Annotated in this window: 21 protein-coding genes; 12 read left to right on the top strand and 9 right to left on the bottom strand. The window is 66.2% G+C overall.

Annotated features, from left to right (window positions below; genetic code table 11):
• Positions 1–123 precede the first annotated feature (123 nt).
• The 5 genes from ACE3RX_RS02685 (at position 124) to ACE3RX_RS02705 (ending at position 6,025) form a co-directional block, all read left to right on the top strand.
• Positions 124–1,689 (top strand): SpoIIE family protein phosphatase, encoded by a 1,566-nt coding sequence (locus tag ACE3RX_RS02685; protein WP_374480047.1) that lies wholly within the window; start codon positions 124–126, stop codon positions 1,687–1,689.
• Positions 1,690–1,933: 244 nt separating this feature from the next.
• Positions 1,934–2,509, top strand: a complete 576-nt coding sequence (locus ACE3RX_RS02690; protein ID WP_374480049.1) for an ANTAR domain-containing response regulator — start codon at positions 1,934–1,936, stop codon at positions 2,507–2,509.
• A gap of 389 nt (positions 2,510–2,898) precedes the next feature.
• Entirely contained in the window at positions 2,899–4,155 is a 1,257-nt protein-coding gene (locus ACE3RX_RS02695; RefSeq protein ID WP_374480051.1) for an ABC transporter substrate-binding protein, read from the top strand.
• Positions 4,156–4,326: 171 nt separating this feature from the next.
• Positions 4,327–5,208 carry a nitrate ABC transporter permease gene (gene ntrB / locus ACE3RX_RS02700; RefSeq protein WP_374480296.1) on the top strand — a complete coding sequence of 294 codons (882 nt, stop codon included), beginning with the start codon at positions 4,327–4,329 and terminating at the stop codon, positions 5,206–5,208.
• Between the two features lie 25 nt (positions 5,209–5,233).
• Positions 5,234–6,025, top strand: a complete 792-nt coding sequence (locus ACE3RX_RS02705) for an ABC transporter ATP-binding protein (protein WP_374480053.1) — start codon at positions 5,234–5,236, stop codon at positions 6,023–6,025.
• A gap of 215 nt (positions 6,026–6,240) precedes the next feature.
• Here the strand turns inward: ACE3RX_RS02705 and ACE3RX_RS02710 are convergent, their stop codons facing one another.
• From ACE3RX_RS02710 to ACE3RX_RS02725, 4 genes are all read right to left on the bottom strand, one after another.
• Complete coding sequence (locus ACE3RX_RS02710) at positions 6,241–7,059, bottom strand: NADPH-dependent oxidoreductase (RefSeq protein WP_374480055.1); 819 nt, start codon at positions 7,057–7,059, stop codon at positions 6,241–6,243.
• 106 nt (positions 7,060–7,165) lie between these two features.
• Positions 7,166–7,759 (bottom strand): hypothetical protein, encoded by a 594-nt coding sequence (locus ACE3RX_RS02715; RefSeq protein ID WP_374480057.1) that lies wholly within the window; start codon positions 7,757–7,759, stop codon positions 7,166–7,168.
• An 83-nt stretch (positions 7,760–7,842) separates the two neighbouring features.
• Entirely contained in the window at positions 7,843–8,226 is a 384-nt protein-coding gene (locus ACE3RX_RS02720; protein ID WP_374480059.1) for a NifB/NifX family molybdenum-iron cluster-binding protein, read from the bottom strand.
• A gap of 15 nt (positions 8,227–8,241) precedes the next feature.
• Positions 8,242–8,526: a nitrogen fixation protein NifZ gene (locus ACE3RX_RS02725; protein ID WP_374480061.1), complete on the bottom strand. Its 285-nt coding sequence runs from the start codon at positions 8,524–8,526 to the stop codon at positions 8,242–8,244.
• A 121-nt stretch (positions 8,527–8,647) separates the two neighbouring features.
• Here ACE3RX_RS02725 and ACE3RX_RS02730 point away from each other — a divergent pair, with 121 nt between their 5' ends.
• Positions 8,648–9,034, top strand: a complete 387-nt coding sequence (locus ACE3RX_RS02730) for a bacteriohemerythrin (RefSeq protein WP_374480063.1) — start codon at positions 8,648–8,650, stop codon at positions 9,032–9,034.
• 38 nt (positions 9,035–9,072) lie between these two features.
• Here the strand turns inward: ACE3RX_RS02730 and ACE3RX_RS02735 are convergent, their stop codons facing one another.
• The 3 genes from ACE3RX_RS02735 to ACE3RX_RS02745 form a co-directional block, all read right to left on the bottom strand.
• Complete coding sequence (locus ACE3RX_RS02735; protein ID WP_374480065.1) at positions 9,073–9,516, bottom strand: hypothetical protein; 444 nt, start codon at positions 9,514–9,516, stop codon at positions 9,073–9,075.
• 76 nt (positions 9,517–9,592) lie between these two features.
• Positions 9,593–10,102, bottom strand: a complete 510-nt coding sequence (locus tag ACE3RX_RS02740; RefSeq protein WP_374480067.1) for a flavodoxin — start codon at positions 10,100–10,102, stop codon at positions 9,593–9,595.
• Positions 10,103–10,215: 113 nt separating this feature from the next.
• The gene (locus ACE3RX_RS02745; RefSeq protein WP_374480069.1) at positions 10,216–10,983 is read right to left on the bottom strand and encodes a PEP-CTERM/exosortase system-associated acyltransferase; all 768 of its coding nucleotides are present in this window, start codon (positions 10,981–10,983) and stop codon (positions 10,216–10,218) included.
• 211 nt (positions 10,984–11,194) lie between these two features.
• Between ACE3RX_RS02745 and ACE3RX_RS02750 the strand changes: the two genes are divergently transcribed.
• From ACE3RX_RS02750 to ACE3RX_RS02760, 3 genes are read left to right on the top strand one after another with little or no spacing between them, the layout of a single operon-like run.
• Positions 11,195–12,094, top strand: coding sequence for a ThiF family adenylyltransferase (locus ACE3RX_RS02750; protein WP_374480071.1), 900 nt, complete (start codon positions 11,195–11,197; stop codon positions 12,092–12,094).
• Complete coding sequence (locus ACE3RX_RS02755) at positions 12,091–13,167, top strand: molybdopterin biosynthesis protein MoeY (protein ID WP_374480073.1); 1,077 nt, start codon at positions 12,091–12,093, stop codon at positions 13,165–13,167. Before ACE3RX_RS02750 ends, ACE3RX_RS02755 begins: the two co-directional genes overlap by 4 nt.
• Positions 13,167–14,183, top strand: coding sequence for a cation diffusion facilitator family transporter (locus ACE3RX_RS02760; protein ID WP_374480075.1), 1,017 nt, complete (start codon positions 13,167–13,169; stop codon positions 14,181–14,183). Before ACE3RX_RS02755 ends, ACE3RX_RS02760 begins: the two co-directional genes overlap by 1 nt.
• 236 nt (positions 14,184–14,419) lie before the next feature.
• On the opposite strand, the gene ACE3RX_RS02765 is transcribed toward ACE3RX_RS02760, so the two are convergent.
• Both ACE3RX_RS02765 and ACE3RX_RS02770 read right to left on the bottom strand, forming a co-directional pair.
• Complete coding sequence (locus ACE3RX_RS02765) at positions 14,420–14,872, bottom strand: YaiI/YqxD family protein (protein ID WP_374480077.1); 453 nt, start codon at positions 14,870–14,872, stop codon at positions 14,420–14,422.
• Between the two features lie 62 nt (positions 14,873–14,934).
• A complete protein-coding gene (locus ACE3RX_RS02770; RefSeq protein WP_374480079.1) occupies positions 14,935–15,258 on the bottom strand; it encodes a ferredoxin in 324 nt (107 codons plus the stop codon).
• Between the two features lie 307 nt (positions 15,259–15,565).
• On the opposite strand from ACE3RX_RS02770, the gene ACE3RX_RS02775 reads away from it, so the two are divergent.
• Genes ACE3RX_RS02775 through ACE3RX_RS02785 form a run of 3 tightly spaced genes read left to right on the top strand, consistent with a single transcriptional unit; the run spans position 15,566 to position 18,757 of the window.
• Positions 15,566–16,444 (top strand): fumarate reductase cytochrome b subunit, encoded by an 879-nt coding sequence (locus ACE3RX_RS02775; protein WP_374480081.1) that lies wholly within the window; start codon positions 15,566–15,568, stop codon positions 16,442–16,444.
• Position 16,445: 1 nt separating this feature from the next.
• On the top strand, positions 16,446–18,425 hold the full coding sequence (locus ACE3RX_RS02780; protein WP_374480083.1) for a fumarate reductase flavoprotein subunit: 1,980 nt from the start codon (positions 16,446–16,448) through the stop codon (positions 18,423–18,425).
• On the top strand, positions 18,422–18,757 hold the full coding sequence (locus tag ACE3RX_RS02785) for a 2Fe-2S iron-sulfur cluster-binding protein (protein WP_374480085.1): 336 nt from the start codon (positions 18,422–18,424) through the stop codon (positions 18,755–18,757). The genes ACE3RX_RS02780 and ACE3RX_RS02785 overlap by 4 nt, the downstream gene beginning before the upstream one ends.
• Positions 18,758–18,764 lie beyond the last annotated feature (7 nt).

Below are 18,764 nucleotides of genomic sequence, written 5' to 3' on the forward strand. Positions count from 1 at the left end.
CGGGGCCAACCGGGGGGGGGTGCGGTGGCCCCCTGCCACTCCCGGGTCTATTACACCTTTTGTTTTCATGGGGGGGGCGCCCCTTTTGTGGGGGGCGCCCCCGCCAACTGCAGAGACCCTGTAATGGCAGAAAAACCGTTGCGCGTGCTGGTTGCGGATGACATCGCGTCTAACCGGAGCATCGTTGGCACTTTCCTGGCCCACCTGAACTGCGTTCCGATCTATGCCGAGGACGGCGTCGAGGCGGTAGAGCTGTTCCGGCGCGAATCCCCCGACGTGGTGCTGATGGACCTGATGATGCCGCGCATGGACGGCTTCGAGGCGATCCGCCAGATCCGCAGCATCGCCGGCGACCGCTGGGTGCCGGTGATCATCCTCTCCGCCTTGAGCGGCGAGGGCGACATCGTTCACGGCCTCGACATCGGCGCCGACGACTACCTGGCCAAACCCTTGTCCTTCCCGGTCTTCGCCGCGCGCTTCAAGGCCTTGCGCCGCCTGCTCGACATGCAGCGGCGTCTGGCGAGTTCCCTGGAGCAGGTCCGGGCGGTGGCCAACGGCGTCATCGACGGCATCATCTCCGCGGACGACAGCGGCCGCATCCTGTCGGTCAATCGGGCCGCCAGCCAGATCTTCGGCTATCCCTCGTCGGAGATGATCGGCCAGCCCCTCGGCATGCTGATGTCCGACGGCGATTTCGGCGCCTCCGAGCTTTCCATTCCCGGCCTGTTGTCGTCCGGGCAGATGAAGGCTGGCGGCCAGATCCGCGAGATGCTCGGGCGGCGCAAGGACGGCACGACCTTCCCGATGGAGGTCGGCATGTCCGATCTCCAGCTGCCCAACCGGCGCATGTTCATCGGCGTCGTCCGCGACGTCTCCGAGGCGCGGCGCATCCAGCGCCAGCTGGCCGAGGACGCGGCGCGCCTGCAGCGCTACCACGACGAGTCGGAGCGCGAGCAGGAACTGGCGATGAGCATCATGGAGCGCCAGATCCGCAGCGACTGGCTGCACGACAGCGCGGTGCAGTACGCGGTGCTGCCGGCGCGCAACTTCTCCGGCGACGTGGTGGCCGTGGCACGGGCGCCGGACGGCTCCCTGTACGCGATGCTGGCCGACGCCACAGGGCACGGCCTGGCCGCCGCGGTCAGCGTGCTGCCAGCGCTGGGCGCCTTCTACCGGGGGGCCGCCCGCAATGCGCCGCTGACGAATCTGGTGACCGAGCTCAATGACCTGCTTTGCGGCCTGTTGCCCGCCGGGCGCTTCGTCGCCTCGGCCCTGGTCAGGCTGGAGGCCGCCCAGCCGGTCGGGCAGATCTGGGTCGGTGGCGTGCCGGACGTGCTGCTGATCGACGAGGCCGGCACGGTGGCCCAGCGTTTCGTGTCGCGCCAGCTGCCCCTCGGCATCCTGCCCTCCGCTGAAGCGGGCATCGCCTGCGAGGCTTTTGGTTGGGATGCGCCCTCCCAGATCGTGCTCTGCTCGGACGGCTTGACGGAGGCCGAGAACCGCCTGGGCGTGCAGTTCGGCATGGCGGGCCTGGAGCAGACCCTGCGCGCGACACCCCGTCCGTCGCGGGTGGCGGGCCTGCGGGAGGCGCTGACCCGCCACCTGGGCCGCCAGTCCGCCGCCGACGACGTCTCGGTGCTTATCCTCGATTGTCTGATGCAGGGTGGAGCCCACGCGCAGGCGGCCTGACGCCGAAACCGCCATACTGGGGGTGCCGGGGTGCCGGGGTGCCGGGGGGGTGGGGTGCCGGGGGGGGGACCAAAGGTGTGGGGGCGAATTCATTCGCCCCCACATGCACTCGGCCCCACAAGCCTTTTCCCCGCCATCCACAGGTTTCTCCATCCTGATGCTTTCCTCAAAATGGGAGCAGGTTTATTTGTCTCTGGCGCACTTTATGCTTTAAGGTGCCATGTCTTTCCAGGGGAGCTGTTCCATGCTTCGAGTGCTCGTTGTCGATTCTTCCCGCGAGCGTGCCGCCGACGTCTGTGCTGCGGTGGCGCTGGCTGGCCACCAGGTTGCGGCGGTGCTGTCCAATGCCTTCGACCTGTCCGAGCAGGTCCTGGCGACCAAGCCGGACGTGATCTTCATCCAGGCTGACTCGCCCAGCCGGGATACCCTCGAGCATCTGGCCATCATGAACCGGGACTGTCCGCGCCCGGTGCTGCTTTTCTCGCAGGACTCGGATTCGGCGGCGATCCGCCGTGCCGTAAAGGCCGGCGTGTCTTCGTACGTCGTGGATTCCGTGTCTTCCGAGCGGCTCGATTCCCTGGTCGAAGTGGCGATCGCCCAGTTTGAGGCGTTCCAGCACTTGCGCGCCGAGCGGGACGACGCGACCCGCAAGCTGAGCGAGCGTATCGTCGTGGACAAGGCCAAGGGCGTGTTGATGAAGGCCCGTGGACTCGACGAGGATGCCGCCTATCACGCGCTGCGCAAGCTGGCGATGGAGCGTGGCCGAAAGGTGGCGGACGTGGCCCAGGATGTGATCGATATGGCCAATCTACTACTCTGAAAGAGGTAGTCTCCGGATTGATGGGAGCTCAGATGGGGCGGTGGCGCGAAGGCGTTACCGCCCTTTTTGTTTTCCGCTTCAAGGTTTTTTCCGGATATGGGCCGGAATGGTGCCGGCAGGCATGTTGCTGCACTGCAGAAGTGCATATCTGGAGTGTGTTTCTCGTACCTCTTAGGGGGTATGTCTATCTCATTTTTGTGTTTTTTGTTTATATTCAATGTCTTGCTGTTGTTGGCACGCTCCTCGCTAAGTCGTAATCAAAGTCGGTCCAACGGCGGGCCGGCTTGATCAGGCGATCAGACTTGGACAAAGGCGTCCATCCCTCTTACGCGAAGTGCGTGGAGTGATGTGACGCCTCTTTTTTTGGGTAAGCGGATCAGGGGCATGTGATGAGCGCGCAATTCGACGACAAGATTCTTTCCCGCCGTGGCTTTCTGAAGGCCGGCGCGACTATTGGAGGTATGGCAGCGATGGGAACGATGCTCCCGACGAGCAGCGCATGGGCCGCAGGTTCCGACAAGCCGGAACTGGAAGAGGTGAAGATCGGTTTCATCCCGCTGACTGACTGTTCCTCCGTGGTGATGGCGTCGGTGATGGGCTTCGACAAGAAGTACGGCATCAAGATCACCCCGAGCAAGGAAGCCTCCTGGGCTGGCGTGCGCGACAAGCTGGCCAACGGTGAGCTGCATGCGGCCCACGTGTTGTATGGCCTGATCTACGGCCTGCACCTGGGCATCGGTGGTCCGAAGAAGGACATGGCGGTGCTGATGACCCTCAACAACAACGGCCAGGCGATCACCCTGTCCAACGGCCTGAAGGAAAAGGGCGCGGTCGATGGCGCCTCGCTGGCCAAGGTCATCGCCAAAAAGGAAAAGGAATACACCTTCGCCCAGACCTTCCCGACCGGCACCCACGCCATGTGGTTGTACTACTGGCTGGCCGCCCACGGCATTGACCCCTTCAAGGACGTCAAGAACATCGTCGTGCCGCCCCCGCAGATGGTCGCCAACATGCGCGTCGGCAACATGGACGGTTACTGCGTCGGCGAACCGTGGAACCAGCGCGCGATCGTGGACAAGATCGGCTTCACCGCGGTGACCACCCAGGACATCTGGACCGACCACCCGGAAAAGGTGCTGGGCTCCACCGCCGAGTTTGCGGCCAAGTACCCCAACACCGCCCGCGCGATGATCTGCGCGATCCTCGAAGCGTCAAAGTGGATCGACGCCAGCGCTGCCAACCGCGCCAAGACCGCCGAAACCGTGGCCGCCAAGAGCTACGTGAATACCGATGTGGATGTGATCCGCAGCCGCATGATCGGCCAGTACGAAAACGGCCTCGGCAAGAGCTGGTCCGAAAAGAACTACATGAAGTTCTACAACGACGGCCTGGTGAACTTCCCCTACCTGTCGGACGGCATGTGGTTTCTCACCCAGCACCGCCGCTGGGGCCTGCTCAAGCAGGACGTGGATTACCTGGGGATCGCCAAGGCGATCAACAAGACCGAGCTTTACAAGCAGGCCGCCGGCATCGTCGGCGTGCCGGTGCCGAAGTCTGATTTCCGTACCTCCAAGCTGATCGACGGGGTGGTGTGGGACGGCAAGGACCCGAAGAAGTACGCCGCCAGCTTCAAGATCCACGCCTGACCGTGGGGGCGAATTCATTCGCCCTTGTCCGGTTGAACAAAATCCGCGGGCGAATGAATTCGCCCCCCCACGGGGATTCAGCCCCGCAGATTCCTGGAGACCCAGATGAGCACTGCGACCCTTACCTCCGGCCTCGTGACTGTCGGGCCGGACACCGAAGCCGGTCCCGAGATGCGGGACGATGTCATCGTTGCCAAGCAGGAGGCCCCCATGGCTACCGCTTCCGTTTCCCGTGCCCCGTCCGCCGAAGCGGGCGAACCGTCCGCCTCCTTCGGCGAGCGTTGCAGTGCCCTCCTGCGCGTGGTGCTGCCGCCGCTGCTCGGCTTTGCCTTCATCATCGGCCTGTGGGCCATGGTGGCGATGAAGTCCGCCGATTTTCCCGGCCCGGCAAAGACCCTCGATGCCGCCATCACGCTTTTTTCCGATCCCTTCTACCAGAACGGCCCGAATGACCAGGGCATCGGCTGGAACATCCTGTCGTCCCTCAAGCGGGTTGCCATCGGCTTCGGCGTGGCGGCGCTGGTGGGTATCCCGATGGGCTTCATCATCGGCCGCTTCGCCTTCATGAACAGCATGCTCGAGCCGATCATCAGCATCCTGCGCCCGGTCTCGCCGCTGGCCTGGCTGCCGATCGGCCTGATGGTCTTCAAGGCCGCCGACCCGGCCTCCACCTGGACCATCTTCATCTGCTCCATCTGGCCGATGATCCTCAACACCGCCCAGGGTGTGCAGCGCGTGCCGCAGGACTACCTGAACGTGGCGCGGGTGCTGAACCTGTCCGAGTTCAAGATCATCACCAAGATCCTCTTCCCGTCCGTGCTGCCCTACATGCTGACCGGCATCCGCCTGTCCATCGGCACCGCCTGGCTGGTCATCGTGGCCGCCGAGATGCTCACCGGCGGCGTCGGCATCGGCTTCTGGGTGTGGGATGAATGGAACAACCTTAAGGTCGAGCACATCATCATCGCCATCTTCGTGATCGGCATCGTCGGCCTCGTGCTCGAACAATGCCTGCTACTGATCGCCCGCCGCTTCAGCTACGGCAACAACTAACCGGCCCGGATCGAGGAGTCCTCACATGAACGCAATCGTCAAGGTCGAAAACGTCGGCATGACTTTCGACACCAAGAAGGGTCGCTTCATCGCGCTGCAGAACGTCAATCTGCAGATCCGCCAGGGCGAGGTGGTATCCCTGATCGGCCACTCGGGCTGCGGCAAATCGACGCTGCTCAACCTGATCGCCGGCCTCACGCTGCCGAGCTCCGGTGCGATGATCTGCAACGGCCGCGAGATCGCCGGCCCCGGCCCGGAGCGCGCGGTGGTGTTCCAGAACCATTCCCTGCTGCCCTGGTTGACCTGTTTCGAGAACGTCCATCTGGCCGTCGAGCGCGTCTTCGGCGCCAAGGAGGGCAAGGACAAGCTCAAGGCGCGCACCAATGCCGCGCTGGAGATGGTGCACATGAGCCATGCGGCGCAAAAGATGCCCCATGAGATCTCCGGCGGCATGAAGCAGCGCATCGGCATCGCCCGCGCCTTTGCGATGGAGCCCAAGATCCTGCTGATGGACGAGCCCTTCGGCGCCCTCGACGCGCTGACCCGCGCATCCCTGCAGGACGAGCTGATCGGCGTGATGGAGAAGACCGGCGCGACCGTGGTGATGGTGACCCACGACGTGGATGAAGCGGTGCTGCTGTCCGACCGCGTGGTGATGATGACCAACGGTCCGGCGGCGACCATCGGCGAGATCCTCGAAGTGAAGCTCGCGAAGCCGCGGGACCGCCTGCAACTGGCCCATGATCCGCACTTTGCGGAATGCCGTGGGGCGATCCTCGAGTTCCTGTACCAGAAGCAGATGAAGAAGGCGGCCTGAACGACGGCTTGAGATTGGCAGCGAGGCCCGGCTAGATGCCCGGGCCTCGCTGCTTTTGAAGCCAGGCGGCGCAAAAATACCTGTGGGGGCAAATATCCCCGTGGGGCGAATTCTCGTGGGGGCGAATTTATTCGCCCTCAGCGGATTGACCGAAATCCGCGGGCGAATGAATTCGCCCCCACAGAAGGAGAAAGTGCGCCCCCGGCTCCGTGAGCCTACTTCAGCGCGAAGCCCCGGTTGCTGAGGGCTTCCACCAGGCGGTCGCGGCCGGACAGGGAGCCGGCGTCACGGACGCGCTTGGTCGAATGGTTGGACCAGGTGCCGCGCACCTTCATGCCCTGGCTGGTGTAGAAGGCGCTCATCGCGCTGTCGTAGTACTCCAGGCCGGCCTGCTGGGCGGGCAGGGAATAGGTTTCCTGGTGCAGCACGACGGACTGCAGCGGGCGCGGCTTGACCGAGGCGGGTTGCTGCGGGTCGGGTGTGCCAACGCACAGGCCGAACATTGCGACGACCTTCGGCGGCAGTTGCAGTTCGGCCGCCACGTCTTCCGGGCGGTTGCGCATCGCGCCGATATACACGGTGCCGAGGCCGAGGGATTCGGCGGCGGTGACGGCGTTCTGCGCCGCCAGCGCGGCGTCGATGACGCCCACTTCGAACATTTCCAGGTAATCCAGCGCGGCCGGGGTTTCGCCGAGCTTCTGCGCGACCGCCTCCAGGCGGGCCAGGTCGGCCAGCCACACCAGCAGCAGCGGGGCCTGGCGGATGTGTTCCTGGTCGCCGGCCAGCTCGGCCAGACGGGCCTTGCGGGCCGGATCGCGGACCGCCACGACGCTCCAGGCGTGCAGGTTGGAGGAACTGGCGGCGGACTGGGCTGCAGCAATGATCGCGGCAAGGGTGTCGTCGCTGACCGGGTCGGGCAGGTAGGCGCGCACCGAGCGGTGGGCCAGCAGGTGATCGATGATCGGGGAACCGGCGGACGGTACGGCGACGTCGGCGCTGCCGTAACGGGCCTGGTAGAGAGAAGCGGTGCTCATGGGATTCCTGGCTGTGGTGAAGGCGGGCGGCGGGGCGCCTGGCCCCGTCGCCGGGAATCCCGATTTTACCGCCAACAGACCGGCCAGGTCCGCCGGCGGTAGCGGCTTATTCCGCGTTGCCGCCGCTGCGACGGCTGCGCGCTGCGACGGCGGTTTCGCCGCTGGCCTCGCTGTCGTCCGCGTCGTCGGCACCCAGGGCTTCCGATACCTGGCGGACCTGCTCTTCCACCAGATCGGCGCCGCGGGCGGCGGCGTCGGCCAGTTCGTTGAAGCCGGCTTCGGCTTGGCGCAGCACCTTCTTTACGTGGCCGATGGCGGCTTCGCCGTTGGCGTCGGCGCTGCGGGCGGCGTGTTCGAGCTGACGGCTCACGGTCTGGTCGAAGACGGCGACCTGGTCGCGGGCCAGTTGCAGGATGGACTGATGCGCGTCGCCGATGATCTCGAAGTACTCGCGGACCAGGCTGGCGGAGTCGGCGCGCCAGTCGGACAGGCGTTCAATGGGCAGCGCATCGAGCTTGATCTCGCTGCGGGAGGCCAGTTCCTCCAGATGGCTGCGGCCTTCTTCGAAGAGCTGGCGGCCGTTGCGCAGGGCCAGGTCGGCGAGCTTCTCGGTGGCCTCGACCCACGCGCGGGACGCCGCATGCAGGTTGTCGAGGGTGGCCAGTCGGGTCTGCTGGATGTCGGACGGGGACAGGTACATGGGGTTCTCCTGGGATGGGGGCCGGCTCAGGCTACGGCCCGGTAGTTGCAGGCACGTGACAGACCCGCCAGCCCCATGGGAGTTCAATGCCGGGAGAATAGGTCGCGGAGTTTGCAGAGGGTGGTGGTGATGTCGAAGCGCGGATCGGGCAGCGCCTCGCCGGCCAGGATGCGCGCCAGCGCCGCGTCGGGCTGCTGTTCGCCGGTCAGCAGCACCTCGGCACCGCGCTTCGCCATGTGGCGCACTAAGCCGTCGCCGGCGCTGGCGGCGATGACCACCTCGACACCGTCCAGCGGGTGCGGGCCGTCGTCCTCGAAGTGGTGCAGGACCTGCTCGCGGGCCAGCATGATGGCATTCGGGGCGGGCAGTGGCGAGCCGGGGATGCAGTCGTAAACCAGCCAGTTGCGGGCCTGGCCGGCATGGCCGGCGACGAGCTGCTCGCCGGTGACGGGAATGGCAATCTTCATCGGCGGCGGCTCCGCTCAGTGGGCGGCGCGCAGGCTGGCCGCCTCGGCCTCGTCCTGGGTCAGTTCCTCGGGCAGACAGCCGATCGGCAGGCCGAGGTCCTGGCCCTCACCCTCGAAGCGCACCAGGTAGATCTCCTCGCTGGGCATGGCTTCCACGTGGCCGAACTGGACCACCACGCCGCGGGTGCCGGCTGCAGCGATCAGGGCGCCTTCTTCGTAACCGGGCAGGCCGCCGTCGTTGAACAGGTCTTCGCGGCAGAACACCACGTCTCCGAGCTGGTATTGGACGATGTCTTCCATGGATCTTCTCCGGTTTCAGGTGGTGATGCGGTAGCTCAGCAAGTTCGGTGCCACGCCCGGCATGCTTTTCGCTGATCCATGGGAGAGCGCCGACTGGCGGCGCATCTGCGTGGAGAATGCGATGGAATGGTCCGACGAGCGCTACCTGCTTGGCCTGGCGGAAATGGATGAGACCCACCGTGAGTTTGTGGCGTTGGTGAATGCGGCTGGGGCGGCTACCGGCGCGGCCTTCGTGGCGGCTTTTGCGGCCCTGTGCGCCCACACCGAGACGCATTTCGCCAACGAGGAGGCTTGGATGCGCGACAGCGCCTTTCCTGCTGAGGGCGAGCATGCCGGCGAGCACCGCCGCGTGCTTGGCGACCTGCGGCGTTTCCGCGAGCGAGTCGAGAAGGGCTCGACGATGATGGCCAAAGCCTATATCCGCGAGCAGGTGCCGGGCTGGTTCGACCTGCATGCGGCAACGATGGTTGCGGCGCTGGCTGCGCACCTCAAGGCTCGTGCCGCTTGATGGGGCCGGCTCGCGGCGTGCGGGCCGGCGGGCAGGACTCAGCCGCCGAGGACGGCCTCGTAGGCCTTGCGCAGCAGTTCCAGTTCGATCTGCGCGCAGCCGCGGGCTTCGGTGATCGCCACGAAGCGGCCGCCGGCGCCGGCAATCGCTTCGAAGGGCGGGTCCATGGCGGTGAACAGGGCCAGGTGGACCTCGACGCAGGCATCGCCGATATCCACGCAATGGCGGAATTCCGGTTCGATCTTGAGCCCGCCGGAGGGCAGGCCGAGGCGCCGTTCGGCTTCCGCCAGATGGACCGAGGGCAGCGTGACGACCGCTGTTTCGGGGGCCTCCTCGTCCGGGCACAGGCTGGCTGCGGCCGGGAATGGGGTGAAGCCGCACATGCCGTGCTCGAAGCGCACGAAGCGCAGCCGCGCGCTGGTGGGATGCTTGTGGGCGAAGATCAGGCGGGCGCCGCCAAAGGTATCGGGGGCGTCACTCATGGGACGCCCCCGGCCTGTGACATGCCTGACACCCGCCCGCTGTTTGTCGTGTTTACGACAGAGGCGGGCGTGGTCATCAGGCGAGCAGTTCCGACTTGATCTGATCCAGCCAGGTGTCGACGCGCTCTTCGGTCTGTTCCTTCTGGTTGTCGTTGTCGAGGGCCAGACCGACGAATTCGCCGTCCACCACGGACTTGGACTTGGAGAACTCGTAGTCGTCGGTCGGCCAACTGCCGATGATCGTGGCGCCCTGGGCCTTGGCGGCGTCGTACAGGAGGATCATCGCGTCGCAGAACTCGTGGCCGTAGGCGTCCTGGTCGCCGAAGCCGAAAATGGCGACGGTTTTCCCAGACAGATCAACGCCCTTGAAGGTCGGGAAGAACTCTTTCCAGGAGTCCACCAGCTCGCCGTCGCCGAGGGTCGGGGTTGCCAGGATGAGGGAGCTGAACTTGGCAACGTCGTCGGCGGTGGCCTTGGACACGTTGAACAGCTCGACCACATCTTCGCCGAGCTTTTTCACGATGGACTTGGCCACCTTGCGGGTGTTGCCCGTCTCGCTACCGTAAAAAAGACCGATCTTGCTCATGAGGGATTCTCCTAGGACAGTTTGGGTTTGGTTGGTGCTGACTCGTCCTTTGCAAGAGACGGGCCAGCGCCGGAGCCCGGTGCCGCTGGAGAATCCCCGGAGCGGGGGAGGGGTCAGGTCGGCCGGAAGGACGGATGGCCGGTGGCGTAGCCGGCCTCGATTTCCTCGGCGACGACGCGCCAGATGGGCTTCACGAAGAAACGCAGACCCTTGATGATGCTGTCCACGTTCATCATCGACGGCACGCGGATGCCCCGGTGCTCGACCGGGCCGCCGATCTGGGTGATCTTGACGCCCAGCTTGGCGAAGTGCTCCGCCAGCCGCGGCTCGGTGAGGACGAACAGGGTCTCGATGCCTTCGTGCTTGGCGAGGGCGATCACGCCGAGGTAGAGGCCAATGGGGATGTACGGGAAACGCGGCTGTTCCTTGGTGCCGAAATCCTCGTCGCTGATCGCTACCGCGGCCTTGGTTTCGCCCTTGCGTCGGCGGTAGTAGGCGCGCACGGCGAGGCGCGAGACTTCGGCGATGGCGCCGCGGGGCTCCTTGGCCGGATCGATGATGGAGCGGTTCAGCGTGGCGGCGCAGGTGCGCTCGAAGGGCAGCGGGTAGTCCGGATCTTCGGGGCGGGCCATCACCAGACGGTTGCAGCCCACCAGTGTGTGCGGCTCGGTGGACGTGCGCAGCAGGCAGTGCAGGCTGTGCCGGTCGTATTCGTCCGTCTCTCGACGGTCCGGGCGAACCGGCTCGAAGCCGAGTTCCTCGCAATACACTTCGTGCCGGATGCCGAACACGTTGTTACGGGCGGCGTCGTCGAAGGCGGTGGCGATCTCGAAGTACTTCCTGAATCCTTCACCGAGGCTGAAGCGATCGAGTAGCGACATGGCGTTGGCCCTTGAGGTCTGAAGATTACTGGCGATACCCATTTACGGCCGGAAGTGCCGATTCCTTGAAGGGAATGGGCATCTGTTTTGATTGTAGTACGTAGGCATGCGCTTGGCGTATCGTGGCACCCAGCCTGGGTGTGGATGTGGGGGATTGGGTGCATCGAACTGTCGTATCATAGGATTTCACTCCCCGAGGGATACAGACAGCATGGCAAGCCGTGCCTTTGACTACGACGAAGCCTTCTCCCGCAACATCGGCTGGGTGACCCAGGCCGAGCAAGCCGCGCTGCGCGGCAAGCGGATTGCCATCGCTGGTGTCGGCGGGGTGGGCGGCGTGCATCTGCTGACCTTGGCCCGCCTGGGCGTGGGGGCCTTCCATGTGGCTGACATGGATACCTTCGACCTGGTGAATTTCAACCGCCAGGCCGGCGCCATGATGTCCACGCTGGACCGGCCGAAGGCCGAGGTGATGGCCGAGATGGCCCGCGACATCAACCCGGAGGTGGATATCCGGGTGTTCGGCGAAGGCGTCAATGCCGGCAACCTGGATGAATTCCTGGCTGGCGTCGATCTCTACGTGGACGGCCTCGACTTCTTCGCATTCACGGCCCGGCGCGACACCTTCAATGCCTGCCATCGGCTCGGCGTGCCGGCGGTGACGGCGGCGCCGCTGGGCATGGGTACCGCGGTGCTGAGCTTCCTGCCCGGGCGGATGAGCTTCGAGGAGTATTTCCGCCTCGCCGGCTGCGACGAGGACGAGATGGCGGTGCGTTTCCTGCTCGGCCTGTCGCCGGCCATGTTGCAGCGGGCCTACCTGGCCGATCCGTCGCGGGTCGACTTCGTTGCCCGCCGCGGCCCCAGCACCATCGCCGCCTGCCAGTTGTGTGCCGGTGTGACCGCTACCGAATCCCTGAAGATCCTGTTGCGCCGCGGCGAGGTGCTGTGCGCGCCTTGGGGCTTCCAGTTCGATGCCTACCGCAACCGCTACGTGAAGACCTGGCGGCCCGGGGGCAACAATAACCCGATCCAGCGTATCGGCCTCGCCATCGCCCGCCGCCAGCTGCGGGCGATGCGCGAGGCGGCACGTGCCCGAGGAGGGCAGCCATGAGCCGCCGCGACATACTGTTGAAGATCCTCGACCTGGCCCGCTGGGCGCCCAGCGGCGACAACACCCAGCCGTGGCGCTTCGAGATCCTGGCGGATGACCACATCGCCGTGCACGGCAACGACACCCGTGACTGGTGCCTCTACGACTTTGACGGCCACGCCAGCCACATGGCCCATGGGGCGCTGCTGGAGACGCTGCGCATCGCCGCCAGTGGTGAAGGGCTGGCGGCGAGTTGGAGCCGGCGTCCCGGTTCCGACGACAGCGCGCCGGTATTCGACGTACGCCTGGTGGAGCAGCCCGTGCCGGCCGCGGATGCCTTGCTGCCTTTCATCGAGGCGCGCGTGGTGCAGCGCCGCCCGATGCGAACAACGCCGCTGAGCGATGCCCAGCGCCAGGCCCTGGCCGCCGCACCGGGAGCCGGCTATGCCGTGCAGTTCTTCGAGTCATTCGCCGAGCGTCGCCGGGTGGCCGGCCTGCTGTGGCGCAACGCCTACTTGCGCCTGACCTGCCCGGAAGCCTTTCCGGTGCACAAGGAAATCATCGAGTGGCGCAGCCGCTACAGCAAGGACCGCATCCCTGAGCAGGCGGTTGGCGTGGACAGCCTCACCGCGCGCCTGATGGAGTGGGTGATGAGCAGTTGGGGGCGGGTCCAGTTCTTCAACAAGTACCTGGGCGGTACGATCGCGCCGCGGGTCCAGTTGGACTTCATCCCGGCGCTGGCCTGCGCGTCCCACGTGCTGATCCGCCCCACGCGGCCGCCAACGAGCGTCGAGGACTATGTGCGCGGTGGCATCGCGATGCAGCGCCTGTGGTTGACCGCCACCTCCGTCGGCCTGCACTTGCAGCCCGAGATGACGCCGCTCATCTTCCGTTGGTATGCCCGCGCCGGCCGCAGCTTTTCGGCGCTGCCGGAGATCAGCCGCGGCGCCGCGGCGCTGGCGGAGGAGTTCGAGCGTATCGGCGGTTTTGGCCGGGAAGAAGCGCTGACCTTCTTCTGCCGGGTCGGTGTATCCCCCGTCCCCTGGTCCCGCTCGGTGCGCAAGAGCGTGGATGAATTGATGCTGCAAGCCTGATGAGCAACGAGCACCCATCTCACGATCACGATCACGCGCACCACGACGACCACGCCTGCGGCCACGATCACCACCATCACGAGCACGCGGCGCATCACGGCCATGCCCATGGACACGGGCATGGTCACCATCATCACGGCCCGGTTTCCTATGATCGGGCCTTCGCGATCGGCATCTGCCTGAATGTCGGTTTTGTCCTCGTCGAGGCCTTCTACGGCTGGAGCGCGGACTCCCTGGCGCTGCTCGCCGATGCCGGCCACAACCTGTCCGACGTCGCCGGCCTGATCCTCGCATGGGGCGCCGCGCTGGCCGGCCGCCTGCGTCCGACCCACCAGCGCACCTACGGCTGGCAGCGCGCGTCCATCCTGGCTGCGCTGGCCAATGCAATGCTGCTGCTGTTCGCGATGGGAGCGCTGGCCCTGGAGGCCGCCCAACGCCTGCAGGCGCCGGAGCCGGTGGGCGGGTGGACGATCATCGTGGTGGCGGCCATCGGCGTGGTGGTCAATGGCATCACCGCGGCGCTGTTCATGTCCGGCAGCAAGGACGACCTCAACATCCGCGGCGCCTTCCTGCACATGGCGGCCGACGCGCTGGTGTCCCTGGGCGTGGTCGCGGCCGGCGCGTTGTACCTGCATTTCGGCTGGCAATGGCTCGATCCGCTGGTCAGCCTGGCCATCGCGGTGGTCATCGTGCTCGGTACCTGGGGCCTGTTCCGTCAGTCCCTGCACCTGGTCTTCGACGGCGTGCCGGACAGCATCGATCTGCTCGAGGTGCATGCCTGGCTGCGCGGCCTGCCCGGCGTGAGTGGCGTCCATGACCTGCACGTGTGGGCGCTAGGCACCTCGGACGTGGCGCTCACCGCGCACCTGGTGATGCCCGGCGGCCATCCCGGTGATGCGTTCTTTACGAAGCTCGCCCACGAACTGGATGAGCGCTTCCACATCCAGCATCCGACCATTCAGATCGAGATCGAAGGCATCGACGACGGTTGTGCGGCCCCGCTGAAGCTGGGTTGAGCGGGAGAGGACCGAGCGAGCTTGCGCCAGGCTGGGCCGGAGCCTGTAGGGGCGAATTCATTCGCCCGCGGAGCTTGATCAATGGATGAAGGGCGCATGAATTCGCCCCCACAGGTGTTCTCTTCCGCAGTGGGTCAGCCCCACAGTTCGGCCCCTCGTCCTTCCTGTAGCCTTAGCGCTTGCCCCGTTCCGCGGGGCGCCTTTCCTGAGCTGGCTGGGAGAGTCCGGACCGTTGTTCAGTTGCGCGCTGCGCGGGCCAGGAAGCGGTCCAGCGCGGCGCCGAAGGCCTGCCGGTCAGCCTGGCTGAAGGCGGGCGGGCCCCCAGTTTGCACGCCAGCGCCGCGCAGTTCCTCGAGGAAGTTGCGCATCGACAGGCGTTCGGCGATGTTGGCGGCGGTGTACATCTCACCGCGTGGATTCAGCGCGTGGGCCTGGCGTTCGAGCACCGCCGAGGCCAGCGGAATGTCGGCGGTGATGACCAGATCACCTGTCTCGACCTGGCTGACGATGTGGGCATCCGCCACGTCGAAGCCGGAGGGCACTTGGACGGCCCGGATGAAGCGCGACGGAGGCGTGCGCAACATCCGGTTGGCGACCAGGATGGTGGGTATTTCCAGGCGTTCGGCGGCGCGGAAGACGATGTCCTTGACGACCGCCGGACAGGCGTCGGCGTCGATCCAGATCTGCATGGCGTGAGGCCCGGTGTGCTGAGGCCCGCCAGTTTACCCCGCGCCGCGCCCGGCGGCAGGAATCACCAGATCCCCTCGGGGGCCTTCAGGCGTTCCACCGGCTGGTCGAGCAGGATGTGTTCCTCGACGATGGTGGTCACGTCGGCAGTCGTCACGCCGCTGTACATCACGTTGTCCGGATAGACCAGCACGCTGGGGCCGGCCTGGCAGGGGCCGAGACAACCGGTGTTGGTCAGCAGGAATTCGTTCCACAGGTTGCGTTGCTGGAATTCCTGCTGGAAGGCCTGCCACACGGTGTTGCAGCCCTTTTCCTGGCAGGAGCCGCGCGGGTGGCCGGGCGGGCGGCCCTGGACGCAGACGAGGATGTGCTTCTTCGGTTTCGGCATGATGCGCTCCGCAAATAGGGTGTGCCCCTTCAGGCAGATTTTGTGCCAATGCGCCGCAGCAAAAGGAATCAAGGACTTGGCCCCGGCAAGTGTGGCGCGTATGCGACATTGCCGCGCCATTTGTCGGTGGAGCGGGGGTTTGTCACGGTAGCGATCGAGTGTGAGGCATATGCTGCAGTGCAATAGTGTTGTGTTAGATTGAGATGCCGGGTTGATATTGGGGCGCCCGCTCCGGTATCCGCCTCTTGTCTGACCCGGTCGGTTATTCTCCCCCCGCAAAGGGAGTGGCATTTCGAGGTTCATTGCCATGACCCGCATGCTCGAACGAAGTGGCGCGCTGCCTGCCCCTGTTGGCAGCCTGGCGTCTGATATTCCATTGCAGCTGGTGCGTACTCCGGTGCCCACTCCCGGCCGGCGCAGCCGTTGGCCGGCCCGTCTGGACCTGTTGCAGAGTGTCTCCGGGCTGTTCCTGGCATTGTTCCTGGTGGCCCACATGTTCTTCGTGTCGTCCATCCTGATCAGCCAGGAGGCCTTCTACACCGTGGCGCGCTTCTTCGAGGGGGCCTATTTCCTGGCCACGCCGCAGCCGTGGATCGTCTCCTGCGTGGTCGGCGGGGTGCTGGTGGTGTTCGTGCTGCACGCCTGGCTGGCGCTGCGCAAGTTCCCGGCCAACTTCCGCCAGTACAGGGCCTTTGCCGAACACCGGGCGCGCCTGCGCCACGACGACACCGGCCTGTGGTGGATCCAGCTATGGACCGGCTTCGCGCTGTTCTTCCTGGCCAGCATCCACCTCTACGGCATGCTGGTGCATCCGGAGCTGATCGGCCCTTACGAATCTGCCGACCGGGTGTGGACCGGCAGCATGTGGCCGCTGTACCTGATATTGCTGTTCGCGGCGGAGATCCACGGCAGCATTGGCCTGTACCGGCTGGCGCTGAAATGGGACTGGCTGCCAGGCCGCGATCCGGTGGCTGGGCGGCGTCGCCTGCGCATGCTGAAGACTGCCTTCAGCCTGTTCTTCATCGTGCTCGGCCTGCTCAGCCTGCTGGCCTATGTACGGCTGGGCATCGCCCATGCCGACCGCGCCGGCGAGCGCTATGTGCCGTCCGGCGACGGGACGCCGGCCAACGTCGCCTCGGGTATGAACGTGGCGCCGGCGATGGCGCCCGTCCGGCGGGGAGGCTGAGATGCGTATCCTCTACACCGACGTGTTGGTCATCGGCGGCGGACTGGCCGGACTGCGGGCGGCCGTTGGCGCCAGGCGTCGTGGCCACGACGCGATCATCCTGAGCCTGGTGCCGGCCAAGCGTTCCCATTCGGCGGCGGCCCAGGGCGGCATGCAGGCCAGCCTCGGCAACACCGCCAAGGGCGAGGGCGACAACGAGGACGTGCATTTCGAGGACACCGTGCGCGGCTCCGACTGGGGTTGCGACCAGGCGGTGGCGCGTCTCTTCGTGCATACCGCGCCGCAGGCGGTGCGCGAGCTGGCGGCCTGGGGCGTGCCGTGGAACCGGGTGCGCGCCGGCGAGCGGGAGGTGGTGATGGACGGCCGCCGGGTGACGCTCAGCGAACGGCCCGAGGCCCACGGCCTGATCGCCGCCCGCGACTTCGGCGGTACCAAGAAGTGGCGCACCTGCTACGTCAGCGACGGCACCGGCCATGCCATGCTCTACGCGGTCAGTGACAAGGCGGTGGCCGAAGGCATCCCGGTTCATGAGCGCATGGAGGCCATTGCGCTAATCCATGAAGGCGGTCGCTGCCACGGTGCCATCGTGCGCAACCTGGTGACCGGTGAGCTCGTCGCCTACGTGGCGAAGGCCACCTGTATCGCCACCGGCGGCTTCGGGCGCATCTACCGGGTCACGTCGAATGCGGTGATCAACGAGGGCATCGGTGCGGCGATCGCGCTGGAAACCGGTGCGGCCTGTCTCGGCAACATGGAGGCGGTGCAGTTCCACCCGACCACGATCTTCCCGGCCGGCATCCTTGTTACCGAAGGCTGCCGTGGTGACGGCGGCCTGCTGAAGGACGCCGCCGGCCACCGCTTCATGCCCGACTACGAGCCGGAGAAGAAGGAGCTCGCTTCCCGTGACGTGGTGTCCCGCCGCATGGAGGAGCACATCCGCGCCGGCCACGGGGTGACGAGCCGCTTTGGTGAGCACCTTTGGCTGGACATCACGCTGCTCGGCGCCGCCCATATCGATGGCCGCCTGCGCGAGGTGAAGGAGATCTGCCGCCATTTTCTCGGCATCGATCCGGCCCGCGACTTCATCCCGGTGCGGCCGGCCCAGCACTATTCGATGGGCGGCATCCGTACCGACGCCCGTGGCGAGGCCTATGGTCTGGCCGGCCTGTTCGCCTGCGGTGAGGCCGCGTGCTGGGATCTGCACGGCTTCAACCGGCTCGGCGGCAACTCGGTGGCCGAGACGGTGGTGGCCGGCATGATCGTCGGCGAAAACATCGCCGACTTCGTGGAATCGTCCGCGGGCGAGCTGCAGGTGTCGACGGCTCTCGTGCGGGAATTCCTCGCCGCCGAACAGGCGAAGCTCGACACTTTGCTGCAGGGCAATGGCAGCGAGAGCGCCACCGAGATCCGGCGGCGCATGCAGGACATCATGACCGACAAGGTCGGTATCTTCCGTCGCGGCGACCTGCTGGCCGAGGCCGTCGACGAACTTCAGGCGCTGCTCCAGCGCAGCCGCCGGATCGGCGTTGCCACCCGGCGGCCGGGCAGTAACCCGGAGCTGGTGGCGGCCTACCGGGTGCAGAAGATGCTCAAGCTGGCCCTGTGCGTCGCCTACGGCGCCCTCCAGCGTACCGAGAGCCGTGGCGCCCATTACCGGGAAGACCATCCGCGCCGCGACGACACCAACTGGCTCAAGCGCACTCTCGCCAGCTGGAACGATCCCTTCCAGACGCTGCCGACCCTGGCCTACGAGGCCCTCGATGTGCGCCACATGGAGCTGCCGCCCGGCTGGCGCGGCTATGGCGCGCGGGATGCCATCGAGCATCCCGCGACGGCAGCGCGGGCAGCTGAAATTGTCACCATCCGCGAGGCCTTCGGGCATGCCGACCGTTACACCGTGCAGCAAGCCCTGATGCCTTACGAGCACTTGGTCCCGGTGCGTTTCCGGGGCCGTAATGAAAGACTGGGAGACGCATCATGAATGCCCCCAAACCCGGCATGCGCGTGCTGACGCTGCGCCTGCCCCTGCTGGACGGCAGGCTGCATCCCTTCACGCTGGTCGAGACCCACGGCATGACGCTGCTCAGGGCCATCCGCCAGCTGCGCGGTAGCCTGCCGGCCACCCGACTCGACAACTTCATGTGCCACGCCGGCGCCTGCGCGGCCTGCCAGGTGCTGATCGACGGTCGCCCCGGCGTGCCGTGCTCGACCTTCACGGGTGACCTGGGCAGCCAGATCAGCGTGGTGCCCGGCGAGCACGCCGACGGCTGGGGGCCACTACGCGATGACAGCCGGCGCATGCATCGGGGCTGAGTGCCCT

Origin of the sequence: Zoogloea sp. (assembly GCF_041914405.1) — a bacterium.
Taxonomy (GTDB): domain Bacteria; phylum Pseudomonadota; class Gammaproteobacteria; order Burkholderiales; family Rhodocyclaceae; genus Zoogloea.

Excerpts from the sequence above, each read along its gene's own strand:
- ACE3RX_RS02685 (WP_374480047.1), top strand. The coding sequence starts at position 124 with ATGGCAGAAAAACCGTTGCGCGTGCTGGTTGCGGATGACATCGCGTCT.
- ACE3RX_RS02690 (WP_374480049.1), top strand. The coding sequence starts at position 1,934 with ATGCTTCGAGTGCTCGTTGTCGATTCTTCCCGCGAGCGTGCCGCCGAC.
- ACE3RX_RS02695 (WP_374480051.1), top strand. The coding sequence starts at position 2,899 with ATGAGCGCGCAATTCGACGACAAGATTCTTTCCCGCCGTGGCTTTCTG.
- ntrB (WP_374480296.1), top strand. The coding sequence starts at position 4,327 with ATGCGGGACGATGTCATCGTTGCCAAGCAGGAGGCCCCCATGGCTACC.
- ACE3RX_RS02705 (WP_374480053.1), top strand. The coding sequence starts at position 5,234 with ATGAACGCAATCGTCAAGGTCGAAAACGTCGGCATGACTTTCGACACC.
- ACE3RX_RS02710 (WP_374480055.1), bottom strand. The coding sequence starts at position 7,059 with ATGAGCACCGCTTCTCTCTACCAGGCCCGTTACGGCAGCGCCGACGTC.
- ACE3RX_RS02715 (WP_374480057.1), bottom strand. The coding sequence starts at position 7,759 with ATGTACCTGTCCCCGTCCGACATCCAGCAGACCCGACTGGCCACCCTC.
- ACE3RX_RS02720 (WP_374480059.1), bottom strand. The coding sequence starts at position 8,226 with ATGAAGATTGCCATTCCCGTCACCGGCGAGCAGCTCGTCGCCGGCCAT.
- ACE3RX_RS02725 (WP_374480061.1), bottom strand. The coding sequence starts at position 8,526 with ATGGAAGACATCGTCCAATACCAGCTCGGAGACGTGGTGTTCTGCCGC.
- ACE3RX_RS02730 (WP_374480063.1), top strand. The coding sequence starts at position 8,648 with ATGGAATGGTCCGACGAGCGCTACCTGCTTGGCCTGGCGGAAATGGAT.
- ACE3RX_RS02735 (WP_374480065.1), bottom strand. The coding sequence starts at position 9,516 with ATGAGTGACGCCCCCGATACCTTTGGCGGCGCCCGCCTGATCTTCGCC.
- ACE3RX_RS02740 (WP_374480067.1), bottom strand. The coding sequence starts at position 10,102 with ATGAGCAAGATCGGTCTTTTTTACGGTAGCGAGACGGGCAACACCCGC.
- ACE3RX_RS02745 (WP_374480069.1), bottom strand. The coding sequence starts at position 10,983 with ATGTCGCTACTCGATCGCTTCAGCCTCGGTGAAGGATTCAGGAAGTAC.
- ACE3RX_RS02750 (WP_374480071.1), top strand. The coding sequence starts at position 11,195 with ATGGCAAGCCGTGCCTTTGACTACGACGAAGCCTTCTCCCGCAACATC.
- ACE3RX_RS02755 (WP_374480073.1), top strand. The coding sequence starts at position 12,091 with ATGAGCCGCCGCGACATACTGTTGAAGATCCTCGACCTGGCCCGCTGG.
- ACE3RX_RS02760 (WP_374480075.1), top strand. The coding sequence starts at position 13,167 with ATGAGCAACGAGCACCCATCTCACGATCACGATCACGCGCACCACGAC.
- ACE3RX_RS02765 (WP_374480077.1), bottom strand. The coding sequence starts at position 14,872 with ATGCAGATCTGGATCGACGCCGACGCCTGTCCGGCGGTCGTCAAGGAC.
- ACE3RX_RS02770 (WP_374480079.1), bottom strand. The coding sequence starts at position 15,258 with ATGCCGAAACCGAAGAAGCACATCCTCGTCTGCGTCCAGGGCCGCCCG.
- ACE3RX_RS02775 (WP_374480081.1), top strand. The coding sequence starts at position 15,566 with ATGACCCGCATGCTCGAACGAAGTGGCGCGCTGCCTGCCCCTGTTGGC.
- ACE3RX_RS02780 (WP_374480083.1), top strand. The coding sequence starts at position 16,446 with ATGCGTATCCTCTACACCGACGTGTTGGTCATCGGCGGCGGACTGGCC.
- ACE3RX_RS02785 (WP_374480085.1), top strand. The coding sequence starts at position 18,422 with ATGAATGCCCCCAAACCCGGCATGCGCGTGCTGACGCTGCGCCTGCCC.